This window comes from Photobacterium japonica, from assembly GCF_050337005.1.
GTDB classification, from domain to species: Bacteria; Pseudomonadota; Gammaproteobacteria; order Enterobacterales; family Vibrionaceae; genus Photobacterium; species Photobacterium japonica.
In genome coordinates, this window is the sequence record NZ_JAKJSN010000009.1 from 85,513 (window position 1) to 98,178 (window position 12,666).

At 50.4% G+C, this 12,666-nt stretch carries 12 protein-coding genes; 10 read left to right on the forward strand and 2 right to left on the reverse strand.

The features are described from left to right. Nucleotides 1-354: 354 nt before the first annotated feature. The 5 genes from rppH (at nucleotide 355) to L4C36_RS02670 (ending at nucleotide 5,893) form a co-directional block, all read left to right on the forward strand. Entirely contained in the window at nucleotides 355-873 is a 519-nt protein-coding gene (gene rppH / locus L4C36_RS02650; RefSeq protein WP_428476231.1) for an RNA pyrophosphohydrolase, read from the forward strand. Nucleotides 874-901: 28 nt separating this feature from the next. Then, nucleotides 902-3,157, forward strand: coding sequence for a phosphoenolpyruvate--protein phosphotransferase (gene ptsP, locus L4C36_RS02655; RefSeq protein WP_428476232.1), 2,256 nt, complete (start codon nucleotides 902-904; stop codon nucleotides 3,155-3,157). Nucleotides 3,158-3,172: 15 nt separating this feature from the next. Further along, nucleotides 3,173-4,006, forward strand: coding sequence for a sulfite exporter TauE/SafE family protein (locus L4C36_RS02660; RefSeq protein ID WP_428476302.1), 834 nt, complete (start codon nucleotides 3,173-3,175; stop codon nucleotides 4,004-4,006). Nucleotides 4,007-4,052: 46 nt separating this feature from the next. Further along, the gene (lgt, locus tag L4C36_RS02665; RefSeq protein ID WP_428476233.1) at nucleotides 4,053-4,859 is read left to right on the forward strand and encodes a prolipoprotein diacylglyceryl transferase; all 807 of its coding nucleotides are present in this window, start codon (nucleotides 4,053-4,055) and stop codon (nucleotides 4,857-4,859) included. A gap of 182 nt (nucleotides 4,860-5,041) precedes the next feature. Then, nucleotides 5,042-5,893, forward strand: coding sequence for a thymidylate synthase (locus L4C36_RS02670; RefSeq protein ID WP_428476234.1), 852 nt, complete (start codon nucleotides 5,042-5,044; stop codon nucleotides 5,891-5,893). 122 nt (nucleotides 5,894-6,015) lie between these two features. Here the strand turns inward: L4C36_RS02670 and L4C36_RS02675 are convergent, their stop codons facing one another. Next, nucleotides 6,016-7,164 (reverse strand): Na/Pi symporter, encoded by a 1,149-nt coding sequence (locus L4C36_RS02675; protein WP_428476235.1) that lies wholly within the window; start codon nucleotides 7,162-7,164, stop codon nucleotides 6,016-6,018. Nucleotides 7,165-7,644: 480 nt separating this feature from the next. Between L4C36_RS02675 and nhaA the strand changes: the two genes are divergently transcribed. The 4 genes from nhaA to L4C36_RS02695 all read left to right on the forward strand — a co-directional run bounded on the left by nhaA (nucleotide 7,645) and on the right by L4C36_RS02695 (nucleotide 10,496). Continuing rightward, a complete protein-coding gene (nhaA, locus tag L4C36_RS02680; RefSeq protein WP_428476236.1) occupies nucleotides 7,645-8,805 on the forward strand; it encodes a Na+/H+ antiporter NhaA in 1,161 nt (386 codons plus the stop codon). Between the two features lies 1 nt (nucleotide 8,806). Continuing rightward, entirely contained in the window at nucleotides 8,807-9,076 is a 270-nt protein-coding gene (locus L4C36_RS02685; RefSeq protein ID WP_428476237.1) for a hypothetical protein, read from the forward strand. Nucleotides 9,077-9,197: 121 nt separating this feature from the next. Beyond that, a complete protein-coding gene (nhaR, locus tag L4C36_RS02690) occupies nucleotides 9,198-10,085 on the forward strand; it encodes a transcriptional activator NhaR (protein WP_428476238.1) in 888 nt (295 codons plus the stop codon). Between the two features lie 105 nt (nucleotides 10,086-10,190). Beyond that, a complete protein-coding gene (locus tag L4C36_RS02695) occupies nucleotides 10,191-10,496 on the forward strand; it encodes an ArsR/SmtB family transcription factor (protein ID WP_428476239.1) in 306 nt (101 codons plus the stop codon). A 106-nt stretch (nucleotides 10,497-10,602) separates the two neighbouring features. Here L4C36_RS02695 and rpsT read toward each other — a convergent pair whose 3' ends face one another. Further along, nucleotides 10,603-10,863, reverse strand: coding sequence for a 30S ribosomal protein S20 (gene rpsT, locus L4C36_RS02700; RefSeq protein WP_428476240.1), 261 nt, complete (start codon nucleotides 10,861-10,863; stop codon nucleotides 10,603-10,605). A gap of 207 nt (nucleotides 10,864-11,070) precedes the next feature. Here rpsT and murJ point away from each other — a divergent pair, with 207 nt between their 5' ends. After that, entirely contained in the window at nucleotides 11,071-12,630 is a 1,560-nt protein-coding gene (murJ, locus tag L4C36_RS02705) for a murein biosynthesis integral membrane protein MurJ (protein WP_428476241.1), read from the forward strand. Nucleotides 12,631-12,666: the final 36 nt, after the last annotated feature.

Genomic DNA, 12,666 nt, shown 5'->3' on the forward strand with positions numbered 1-12,666 from the left:
TGTCGAGTGTGGATCCAAAGTGTGATCGATTTGTTTTTGCGTTATTTTGATTTTATCTTATTGTTTTAATGTGATTTGTTTTTTGCGTCTGTTGGTAATTTCAACAGTTTAGCAGTGTGAAGATCCTGTGGTATTCGCCCGTTTCATGGTTTCTTCACAAATCTATCCACAGAAAACGTGTATAAATGTGGCCTAGGTCTCATTTGATTGTTTATAAAAAAAGCACCTGTGTGAAGTTATCCAGAATATGCGGCTTTGGTAGGAAAAAGACGTGATAAATTAGAATGTTTGTTTACCCGTTGCACTGACTATGAAAAAATCACAATTAATAGAGATTTATATTGAGGTCGTCCAGTGATTGATGGCGATGGATACCGCCCGAATGTGGGTATTGTGATCTGTAATAGCCATGGCGAAGTATTCTGGGCTCGACGATATGGACAACATTCCTGGCAGTTTCCGCAGGGCGGGATTGATGAGGGGGAAACCCCTGAGCAAGCCATGTATCGGGAACTCTACGAGGAAGTGGGACTAACCAAGAAAGATGTGCGAATTTTGGCGTCAAGTCGCCATTGGCTTCGTTACAAACTTCCTAAACGGTTAGTTCGCTGGGATTCTAAGCCTGTTTGTATCGGCCAAAAGCAGAAGTGGTTTCTGCTCAGTCTAGAATGTGATGAGTCAAAGGTGAACATGCAGCGTGGCACGACACCGGAGTTTGATGGTTGGCGTTGGGTCAGCTATTGGTATCCGGTGCGGCAGGTTGTGTCCTTCAAGCGAGACGTTTACCGGCGTGCACTAAAAGAATTTGCCGCAATGGCAATGCCGTTTAAAGAGCGAAAAGACCGCAAAAAGCGCCGGATTAATCGAGGATAAACGCGGTAAAGAGGGAATAGGGCAAAGTATGCTGACGCAACTGAGAGAAATTGTTGAAAAAGTGGCCAGTGCCCCAAGCCTTCTTGATGCGCTTGACCAGTTAGTGGTGAGTACGTGTCAGGCGATGAAAACAGACTGTTGCTCTGTGTATATCGCCGATCACAAGCGTCGACGCTACACCCTAATGGCGACAAAAGGTTTAAAAAAGCCCTCCCGTTACACGGGCCTTGCGTTTGGCGAAGGGCTGGTCGGGCTGGTCGCTGACAGGGCAGAGCCTATCAACGTCGCCGATGCGCGTCATCACCCCAATTTTAAGCGTCTCCCGGGCACGGGAGAGGACGCATTTCGCTCGTTTTTTGGTACACCGATCATCCACCAGCGTCAGGTGTTGGGGGTATTGGTGATCCAACAGCGTGAACAGCGTGAGTTTAATGAGGGTGAGGAATCCTTTATGGTGACCTTGGCCGCTCAGCTCGCGGTGCTGCTGGCGCATGCCAAAGCGCAGGGGATGTGGCCGGATCAACACAACGGTTTACACTTGCAAGGCTCGGCGGCATCGACCGGTGTGGCGGTTGCCCGTGCATGGTGGGACGATAACCAACCCCGATTGGAATTGGTTGCCCCCGCCTCCTGTTTAGATCGCGAAGCGGAACAAGAACGCCTGAGCATTGCCATTGAACTGGCCAGTGCCGAGTTTCGCCGTCTGCGTAAACGCTTTGACAGTGAACTGCAAAAAGAAACCCTCGCGATTTTCGACCTGTTCAGCCATTTGTTGAATGATCCTATGCTCCGCAAAGATCTGTTTGGCAAGGTCGCCAGTGGTGACTTGGCGGAATGGGCGATCCGCCAAGTGGTGGAGACGTATTCAGCCCGTTTCACCAACATGAAAGACGAGTACCTCAAAGAGCGTGCGCAAGACATTCGCGAGCTCGGGCAGCGTTTACTCTATTTCCTCAACAATGACGCTGCGACCGAACACCAGTGGGATGAACCCGTGGTGTTGCTGACCCGTGAACTGACCGCCGCCATGCTGGCCAGCGTGCCGCGTGATAAACTGGCGGCGGTGGTGTCGCAAGAAGGGGCCGCGAACTCGCATGCAGCGATTCTTTCCCGTGCACTAGGGATCCCCGCCATCATGGGGGTGGATTTTGTGCCGGAGAAAATCCATGCCTGTCAGGTCATTGTGGACGGCTACCGGGGGGATTTGCTGGTTAACCCCAATCGCCATGTGTTGGCGGAATACACCCGTCTGTTACGCGAAGAAAACGAGTTGGCAAAAGTGGTGGAAGTGGGCTTGGACAAGCCGGCTGTGACCCGTGATCAACAGCGCATCAATGTATTCCTTAATGCCGGTCTCAGTGCTGATACCAGTATCGCGGTGAATCGCGGGGTGGATGGTGTGGGTCTTTACCGTACCGAAGTGCCGTTCTTGTTGCAGCGCAGTTTTCCCTCGGAAGAAGAGCAAACTCACCAGTACCAGTCGATTCTGGCGACGTACCCGAATAAACCGGTGGTGATGCGTACCTTAGATATCGGGGGGGATAAGCCGTTACCGTATCTGACCATTGAAGAAGATAACCCGTTTTTGGGCTGGCGCGGGATCCGTTTTACCCTCGACCATCCCGAAATTTTTCTGATCCAAGTGCGTGCCATGCTGCGAGCCAGTATTGGGCATGACAACATGGACATTTTGCTGCCGATGATCTCCGGTATTGCCGAGCTTGATGAGTCGATTTTGCTGATTGAGCGGGCCTACGCGGAAGTGGCTAAAGTGGCGGAAGCGCAAGGTCATACCCTGCGTCGGCCACGGATTGGGATCATGATTGAAGTCCCGTCCATTTTGTACCAATTACCGGTGCTGAAAGGACGCGTCGACTTTATTTCGGTTGGCAGTAACGACTTAACCCAATATTTACTGGCCGTTGATCGGAACAATGCCCGGGTTGCCGGTGTCTATGATGCACTGCACCCTGCCGTGATCCATGCACTTAAGCACATTATTACTGCGAGTCAGCAATTGCAGATCCCCGTGAGTGTGTGCGGTGAGTTGGCTGGTGATCCGATCGGGGCTTTGCTGTTGGTGGGTATGGGCTATCGCTCACTCAGTATGAATACCCGTAATGTCGCCAAAATCAAATATATCCTTCGCCACATTTCACTGGCGGAGATGGAGGAACTGGCGCAGTATGCACTGTCAGCCACGTTCGCTGATGAAATTCGAACCCAAACAACGGCCTTCGTCGATAGCCATGGATTGGGTGGCTTAATCCGTGCGGGTAAATAGAACATCATGGTAGACATGTGGAACAGCGTCATGGCGGGTGAGGCCGTGTACAGCAATGCGTTGTGGGCGTTTGCATTTTGTTTGGGGCTGGGCGCCGTGGTCGGTGTGTTAGCCGGTCTGCTGGGGATCGGGGGCGGTTTGCTGGTGGTGCCCGCGTTGGTTTGGTTGCTGCCTTTGGCAGGGATTGAAAGCCAACAAGTCATGCACATGGCGTTAGCCACATCGCTGGCCAGTATCGTGATGACCTCTGGGTCATCCGCGCGTAATCACTACCGATTAGGCAATATCGACTTTGTGGTGGTGAAAAGCCTCGCCCCCGGCGTGATTTTGGGCGGCTTAGGCGGCAGTGTCGTGGCCGAATTGGTGCCCAGTGACAGTTTGCCGCAAATTTTTGCCATAATTGTGTTACTACTGGCGGTACAAATGCTGCTTTCCATGCGCTTTACGGGCAACAAGCCGTTACCCGGCGCCGGTAAAACCTTTTGTGCCGGTGGTGTGATTGGGGTGTTGTCGAGCCTAGCGGGCATAGGGGGGGGATCGTTAACTGTCCCTTTCCTTAACTGGCATGGGGTAGAGATGCGCCGTGCGATCGGCTGTGCGTCTTTTTCCGGGGCACTGATTGCGGTTGCGGGCATGGTTGGCTTTATTGCGGCAGGTGCCGGGGATGAGGCCTTACCGCCATTGAGCGTGGGGTATGTGTATGTGCCTGCACTGGTGGGTATTGCGATCACCTCTATGTCCACGACTCGTTTTGGGGCGGCGTGGGTGAGTCGCTTACCGACCCCGATGCTGAAAAAAATATTCGCGGTTTTCTTGCTGTTTATTAGTGCGAAAATGTTTATGGGATAATGCATCACAGAGACTCCCCTCTGTGTGACAGATTGAGATAAGTAGAATGAGCCAAGGTTTTTTAACGTTCCCGACGATTGATCCTGTATTGATTGAGATCGGGCCGTTGGCCATACGCTGGTATGGCATGATGTATCTATTGGGATTTGTGTTTGCCATGTGGTTGGCAAACCGTCGCGCGGATAAGCCGGGCAGTGGTTGGACACGCGATCAGGTCAGCGATCTCCTGTTTGCTGGTTTCTTGGGTGTGGTCTTGGGTGGCCGTATTGGTTATGTCCTGTTCTATAACTTCGACATGTTCCTTGATAACCCATTGTACCTGTTCAAAGTGTGGACGGGCGGCATGTCATTCCACGGTGGCTTGCTGGGTGTGATCACCGCAATGTTCTGGTATGCCCACAAGCATAACCGTACCTTCTTTAACGTGGCAGATTTCATTGCCCCACTGGTACCGTTTGGTTTGGGGGTCGGCCGTTTGGGCAACTTCATTAACGGTGAGCTATGGGGCCGTACCACGGATGTGCCGTGGGCGATGGTGTTCCCAACCGGCGGACCGCTGCCGCGTCATCCGTCGCAGCTGTACGAATTCTTCTTGGAAGGCGTGGTGCTGTTGATCATCTTGAACGTGTTCATTCGCAAACCGCGTCCAGCGGGGGCGGTGTCAGGCTTGTTCTTGCTGGGCTACGGCAGCTTCCGCTTTATCGTGGAGTACTTCCGTGAGCCGGATGCGCAGCTAGGTTTGTTTGGCGGTTGGATCAGCATGGGGCAAATCCTGTCGCTACCGATGGTGATCGCCGGTGGCTTGATGCTGTTGTGGGCCTACAAGTGCCAGCCAAAGAGCAAAGCCGCGTAATCACGCATGATCTTAAGCATGAAAAAGCGACCCTCGGGTCGCTTTTTTTGTTGGCGCAGAATGAGAGTCGCAGAGATTTTGAACAGTGGTAGGTTAGAGGTAGAAAGCGGCATGCCAAAAAGGCACGAATTCTGTAGAATCATCCACAATTGTATTAAAGCAGTAATGAAGGCCAGCAGGACATGAAACAATATTTAGCCCTTTGTCAGCGCATTGTTGATGACGGCGTATGGATTGAGAACCAGCGCACCGGTAAACGTTGCCTGACCGTGGTAAATGCCGATTTGAATTATGATGTGGCGAACAATCAGTTCCCGCTGATCACCACGCGTAAAAGCTATTGGAAATCCGCCATTGCAGAGCTACTGGGTTATATCCGCGGTTACGATAACGCGGCGGATTTCCGTGCACTGGGCACCAAGACCTGGGACATGAATGCTAACGACAACACGGCATGGCTGAACAACCCGCACCGTAAGGGTGAAGACGATATGGGCCGTGTGTACGGTGTGCAGGGTCGTAGCTGGCAGAAAGCCGATGGTTCAACCATCGATCAGCTGCGTAAGATCGTGGATAACCTGACAAAAGGTATCGATGACCGTGGTGAAATTCTGACGTTCTACAACCCAGGTGAGTTCGACATGGGCTGTCTGCGTCCGTGTATGCACACACACACCTTCTCACTGCTGGGGGACACCTTGTACCTGACCAGCTACCAGCGTTCGTGTGATGTGCCGTTAGGTTTGAATTTCAACCAAATTCAGGTGTACACCTTGCTGGCCTTAATGGCGCAAATCACCGGTAAGAAGCCAGGACAGGCGTACCACAAGATCATCAACGCCCATATCTACGAAGATCAGTTAGAGCTGATGCGTGATGAACAGCTCACGCGTGAGCCATTCGCCTCGCCACAGCTCATCATCAATCCGAAGATCAAAACATTGGAAGACTTGGAAACGTGGGTGACCATGGATGATTTCGAGGTGGTCGGTTACCAGCATCACGATCCGATTGCTTACCCGTTCTCTGTGTAAACGTCAGGCTTCACGATGAAAACAAACGGGAGAGAACAGAGGTTCTCTCCCGTTTTTTCTTTTCGTCTAAACGCAAAAAGCCCCGCATTATGCGGGGCTTTTTATTATCTGTGTGACAGCGATTAAGCGGTCAGTGCAAGGATAGCACTTGGGATGAAAACGAATACCATACCAATGTAACCCGCAACTGCTGCTTTGCTCTTCGTACCTAGGTCGCCTAGGAAGAAAGCGCCCTTCAGTGGTAGTTCACGTAGGAACGGTACACCGAAGATTAAAAGAGTTGCCAGCAAGTTGAAGCATAGGTGAACCAGTGCAATCTGTAGTGCGAACACTGCGAATGGACCGGTTACTGCAGTTGCTGCAAGTAGCGCTGTGATACACGTACCGATGTTAGCACCTAGGGTGAACGGGTAAACGTCACGGACTTTCAGTACGCCAGTACCCACCAGTGGAACCATCAAGCTTGTTGTCGTCGAAGAAGACTGTACCAAGATAGTGACGATAGTCCCTGAAGCAATACCGTGTAGTGGACCACGACCAATGGCGTTCTGTAGCATGTCACGTGCACGGCCAACCATTAGCGTACGCATTAGTTTACCCATTGCAGTGATAGCAAGGAAGATAAGACCAATACCTACAGCGATCATGATAATACCCGCTGTTGTGTCGCTCAAGCCGCCCAGTGGCATCTTGACAAGGTCAACACCTGGCGATGTTAGCGCTTTCATGAAATCCATACCGTTCATGCTGAGATCACCGGTCTTCATTAGCGGAGATACTAACCAGCTTGATAGTTTGTCCAATAGGCCAAACATCATTTCTAGCGGTAGGAAAATCGATACAGCCAACAGGTTGAAGAAGTCATGCACGGTTGCACTTGCAAACGCACGACGGAATTCTTCTTTACAACGCGCATGGCCAAGGCTTACCAATGTATTGGTCAGCGTAGTACCGATGTTAGCACCCATTACCATTGGGATTGCCGTTTCAACAGGCAGACCACCAGCAACAAGACCAACAATGATAGACGTTACTGTGCTTGATGACTGAATAAGCGACGTCGCTACCAGACCGATCATCAAACCAGCAATAGGATGAGAAGCAAACTCAAATAACGTTTTAGCTTGTTCACCAACAGAAAGTTTAAAGCCGCCGCTTACAATAGAAACAGCAACAAGTAGAAGGTAAAGCATGAACGCTAGGTTTGCCCAGCGGACCCAACGCATAGAGCTGCTCATAGGCTGTTCAGCAGTAGTGGCTTGGGTAGTCATAATCATTTCTCCGTGACAGGGATATGTCATTAGGGTTTCATTTGTTTGAAATCTGGTGGCGATGGTAGAGATCGAATATTTCAGAAATATGACACTGACTGTCACAAAGTCGCTTTGTGATTATTTTGTGAGCTATGGCGGCACTTTGATGCGTATAATATTGTTTGCTTGAAATATAAGTGCATGATATTTATAGGTTTAAAGAAGGGTAATAAAAAGTGGAATTAGTGAATATTTTTTGCTGCTTTTTGAGGGTTATTTAGTTTTATTTAGCAGGGAGGGCACAATATGACAGTGAAATCCCTCAAATATGACAGTAAAAAGCAGACGGTGCGGTTATAGCTTAAGATTAGGGGTGATACCTCGGTTTTTCCGATCTTTATCTTCTAAACAAACGATTTAACAGTTTGGTGCTGTGACAGCTAAACTAATTTTACATTTTATTTGTGCTATTTGTTTCACGCAAAGGAGTTCCGGTCGATGACCGATGCTATTCGTAAGTTTCTGAAATTAGAGTCTGCTGGTGGGATCATCCTGATCTTCGCGGCTTTGATTGCAATGATTATTGCCAACTCGCCAATGGCGGATTTATACAACACGGGTCTGTACACGTATGTCGCAGGCTTGTCAGTGTCTCATTGGATCAATGATGGTCTGATGGCGGTGTTCTTTCTTCTGATTGGCCTTGAAGTAAAACGAGAGCTGATTGAAGGGGCGCTGAATACCAAAGAGAAAGCGATTTTCCCTGCCATTGCTGCCGTGGGCGGTATGTTGGCCCCCGCGCTCGTCTATGTTGCCTTTAACTTTGCCGATCCGATGGCGATTAAAGGGTGGGCGATCCCAGCGGCAACGGACATTGCGTTTGCCTTGGGGATTATGGCGCTGTTAGGCAGCCGTGTACCGGTGACACTGAAAGTGTTCCTGTTGGCACTGGCTATCATTGATGACTTGGGTGTGATTGTCATTATTGCCTTGTTCTACAGCAGCGATTTGTCGACATGGGCATTGGCTGTGGCGTTCGCGGCAACGACAGCCCTCTTTATTATGAATACGAAAAACGTGACCAAGTTGTCTTGGTATTTGATTGTCGGCGCCATCTTGTGGGTGAGTGTCTTGAAATCAGGTGTTCACGCCACCTTGGCGGGTGTAGTGTTGGGCTTTGCTATTCCACTGTCGGGTAAAGACGGCGGTCACTCAGATGAAGAGTCCCCACTGAAGCACCTGGAGCATGTATTGCACCCGTATGTGGCCTTCTTTATTCTGCCGGTCTTTGCGTTTGCCAATGCCGGTATTTCATTGGACGGCGTGTCCATGGAAGGTTTGACCGCGATGTTGCCACTGGGTATTGCATTGGGTCTGCTGATTGGTAAGCCACTGGGTATTTTCACGTTTAGCTACGTGGCAGTAAAAGCCGGTGTCGCCAAGATGCCAGAAGGCATTAACTTCAAGCACGTCTTTGCAGTATCTGTGTTGTGTGGTATCGGCTTTACGATGTCTATCTTTATCTCGTCGCTGGCCTTTGTCGGCGCACCAGAAGACTTTAGTACGTATTCCCGTCTGGGGATCTTACTGGGGTCAACGGTCTCAGCCGTTGTCGGTTATGTGTTGCTGAGCCGTACGTTACCAAAAACGGAGGTGTAACATGAAACGCTCTCTTCTTATCCTGTCCATGATGATGTCGTCACTTGCGGTGGCGGCACCGAATTACGAAAACTGCGGGCAAGACAGCAATAGCGACATTTGCCAAGCGTATTTTGCTGGATTGAATCAAGCGCAACCTGTACTTGAAACCGCCTCAACGGTGAAGCAGGACGATACATTCCGTTCACGGGCATTGGAGCAGCGTGTAGGAGAGCGTTATCGTAAGATGGAGTTGATTGACCAAGTGTCTGATCCCTCCACCCAGCACTGATATTTCTCCCGTTTTAATCGGGAAGAGAGTTGATGCACCCAGAAGCTCGGCGTAAGCTGGCTTCTGGGTTTTTTCTTTTCTGGGGATCGCTAATCGGCTCCCCGTGACAAATGGCAGTGCAATGTCTCATCTAAACTATAACCACCTTTATTACTTCTGGATGGTGTGCAAACAAGGATCGGTGACCAAGGCGGCGGATGCCCTGTTTTTGGCGCCCCAAACCGTGACAGGCCAAATTCGCGCGTTGGAAGAGCGGCTCAAAGGTAAATTGACCAAGCGCGTCGGCCGTAACATCGAACCGACTGAGTTGGGGCAGCTGGTATTCAAATATGCCGATAAGATGTTTGATCTGAGTTATGAGATGTTAGATATCGTCAACTATACCCAGCGTGAAAACGTGCTGTTAGAAGTGGGCGTGGCGGATGCGTTGTCTAAGCGCCTTGTCAGCAAAGTGTTAATGGAGGCCTTACCCGACGATGAACGTATCCATTTACGGTGTTACGAATCCACCCACGAGATGTTACTTGAACAGCTCGCCCAGCATAAGTTGGACATGATTCTATCCGACTGTCCGGTGGATTCCAGCCAGAGTCCAGGACTCTATAGTAAGAAGCTGGGCGAATCGACCATGAGCTTCTTCTGTACGGAACCCGACAAAGTGTTCAATTTCCCTGCCTGCTTGGAAGAATACAAGTTGCTGATCCCCGGTCGCCGTACCGCGATGGGCCGTAAATTGCATCATTGGTTCGATCAAATGGGGATCACCCCGAACATTTTGGGCGAATTTGATGATGCCGCGCTGATGAAAGCGTTTGGGTTGTACCAGCAGTCTATGTTTGTGGCGCCTTCTATTTATGCCGCTGAGCTTGAAGAGGGTAGCAACATCCGTGAAGTGAAGCGCATTCGTGAAATTCGCGAAGAATATTACGTGATTTTTGCTGAGCGAATGATCATGCACCCAGCGGTAAAGCGGATCTGTGAGGCAGACTTTGGAAAAATGTTTAAATAACGTTGCGGGATCTGTGTGTTTACCTCAAAGTTCCCACCATTCGGCTAGAAAATCCTGCGCAAATTAAGTACATTAGCATTAACTTAATTGAGAGAGGGTCGCCGGATGGAACTTGAACATATGGCGAAAAATGCCCCAAAGGCCGTCGCCCTGCTCAAAGCCATGGCCAATGAGCGGCGTTTGTTCATTCTGTGTTATTTACTGGAAGAAGAAATGTCGGTCGGGATGATGAGCGAGAAGCTGAGGTTGAGCCAGTCGGCGTTGTCACAGCATTTGGCGTGGCTACGACGTGATGGCCTCGTCGCTACCCGTAAAGAGGCGCAGACGGTCTACTATCGACTTAAAAGCGATGAAGTGAAGGCGATGATTCAATTGCTACACAGCATGTACTGTGGCTCAGAAGAGGCATGAGTCCGTGGGGTACGATGCGTCAATAATCAGCGCGTTTGAGACACAAACAGCAGATATAAAAAAACCGGCCTAGGCCGGTTTTTTTTAGCAACATCAAAAACTCAAATTAAAGAGCTTTGATTTTCGCAGCTAGACGAGCTTTGTGACGTGCAGCTTTGTTAGCGTGGATCAGGCCTTTAGTAGCCATGCGATCCATAACAGGTTGCATATCAGCGAAAGCTTGTGTTGCAGCTTCTTTGTTGCCAGCTTCAATAGCTGAAATTACTTTCTTGAAGAAAGTACGCATCATAGAACGACGGCTAGCATTGTGCTGGCGACGTTTCTCTGAAGTAAGCGCACGTTTCTTAGCAGATTTGATATTTGCCAAGGGTATAACTCCAAAACTTGGTGCGGTGACAATTTAAGGCCGAGGACTATGCCTCTTAAACCGAACATTGTCAAATGATTTGTGCAAATAACCGCCTAACCAATTGAATTGGCGCTTGCGGAATAACACGGTTAATATGGCGACAGATTTTACCAGCATTTGGGTTCAGAAGTCACCTTTTGGGGCCATCTTTATGAGGTTTTTTTTGTGAGCAAGCGTCTTTTGCGCTCAGGACTGATTGTCAGCACAATGACATTGGTCTCTCGAGTGCTTGGTTTGGTGCGTGATGTGGTGGTGGCAAACCTGATGGGTGCGGGGGCTGCTGCCGATGTTTTCTTCTTTGCAAATAAGATCCCGAACTTTTTGCGGCGGCTATTTGCAGAAGGGGCGTTCTCGCAAGCCTTTGTCCCCGTCCTAACGGAATACCATGCCGCTGGCGACATGGATCGTACCCGTCAGCTGATTGCGCGCGCATCGGGCACATTGGGTGTGATTGTCACCGTGGTGACGTTATTGGGGATTCTCGGCTCGGGTGTGGTCACGGCGTTGTTTGGCGCCGGGTGGTTTCTTGACTGGCTCAATGACGGCCCAGCGGCCCCTAAATTTGAGTTGGCGAGCTTCTTGCTCAAAATCACCTTCCCGTATTTGTGGTTCATTACCTTCGTGGCGTTGTCGGGCGCGATCCTGAACACGTTAGGGAAATTTGCCGTCTCTTCTTTTACGCCTGTGTTCCTGAACGTAGCCATCATTGGGTGTGCATGGTTTGTGGCACCTCAGTTGGCACAACCGGAAATCGGTTTGGCGATCGGTGTGTTCCTCGGCGGCTTAATCCAATTTTTATTCCAGATCCCTTTCTTATATAAGGAGGGAATGCTGGTAAAACCGAAATGGGGTTGGCGTGATCCTGGGGTGGTAAAAATTCGCACCTTGATGATCCCGGCGTTGTTTGGGGTGTCGGTCAGTCAAATCAACCTGTTATTAGATACCTTTATTGCCAGTTTCCTCGCGACGGGTTCGATCAGTTGGTTGTACTACTCAGACCGTTTGTTGGAATTCCCGCTGGGTCTGTTTGGTATCGCTATTGCTACCGTGATTTTGCCCGCACTGTCGCGCAAGCATGTGGATCAAAATGCGGAGCACTTTGCCCAAACCATGGACTGGGGCGTGCGCATGGTGCTGTTGCTGGGCTTACCCGCGATGCTTGGTTTAATGGTTTTGGCCAAACCGATGCTGATGGTCTTGTTCATGCGCGGTGAGTTTACGCCAATGGATGTGGAAAATGCCTCGTTGTCGTTATTGGCTTACGCCTCCGGCTTGCTGAACTTCATGCTGATTAAAGTGTTGGCGCCGGGTTACTACGCCCGTCAAGACACCAAAACACCCGTGAAGTACGGCATCATTGCCATGAGCACCAACATGGTCTTCAATGCGATTTTTGCTTATTTCTACGGTTATGTGGGCCTTGCCATGGCCACGGCGCTGTCGGCGTTGGTGAATGCCGGTTTGTTGTACCGTGGTCTGCATATCGGTGGGGTGTACCGCATCAGCAAAGCGACCCTCGCGTTTGTCGGCCGCTTGGTGGTCGCGGGCGTAGTGATGGTCGCGACGTTATTGCAGGCATTGCCGGCGATGAATGAATGGCTGGCGTGGTCTTTCTTGCACCGCGCGGCATGGCTGGCTGGCTTGATCGGTATCGGTGCCATGGTGTACCTGATTGCCGTGCTGGTGCTGGGGATCCGCCCGCGTCACTTACGTGCGGCGGTCTAAACCTGAGAACGGCAGCAGAGAGGGCCTCTCTGCTGC

Coding starts and splice junctions, on each gene's coding strand:
- lgt (WP_428476233.1), top strand. CDS start 4,053: ATGAGCCAAGGTTTTTTAACGTTCCCGACGATTGATCCTGTATTGATT.
- L4C36_RS02660 (WP_428476302.1), top strand. CDS start 3,173: ATGTGGAACAGCGTCATGGCGGGTGAGGCCGTGTACAGCAATGCGTTG.
- L4C36_RS02675 (WP_428476235.1), bottom strand. CDS start 7,164: ATGACTACCCAAGCCACTACTGCTGAACAGCCTATGAGCAGCTCTATG.
- L4C36_RS02695 (WP_428476239.1), top strand. CDS start 10,191: ATGGAACTTGAACATATGGCGAAAAATGCCCCAAAGGCCGTCGCCCTG.
- L4C36_RS02685 (WP_428476237.1), top strand. CDS start 8,807: ATGAAACGCTCTCTTCTTATCCTGTCCATGATGATGTCGTCACTTGCG.
- nhaA (WP_428476236.1), top strand. CDS start 7,645: ATGACCGATGCTATTCGTAAGTTTCTGAAATTAGAGTCTGCTGGTGGG.
- L4C36_RS02670 (WP_428476234.1), top strand. CDS start 5,042: ATGAAACAATATTTAGCCCTTTGTCAGCGCATTGTTGATGACGGCGTA.
- ptsP (WP_428476232.1), top strand. CDS start 902: ATGCTGACGCAACTGAGAGAAATTGTTGAAAAAGTGGCCAGTGCCCCA.
- nhaR (WP_428476238.1), top strand. CDS start 9,198: ATGTCTCATCTAAACTATAACCACCTTTATTACTTCTGGATGGTGTGC.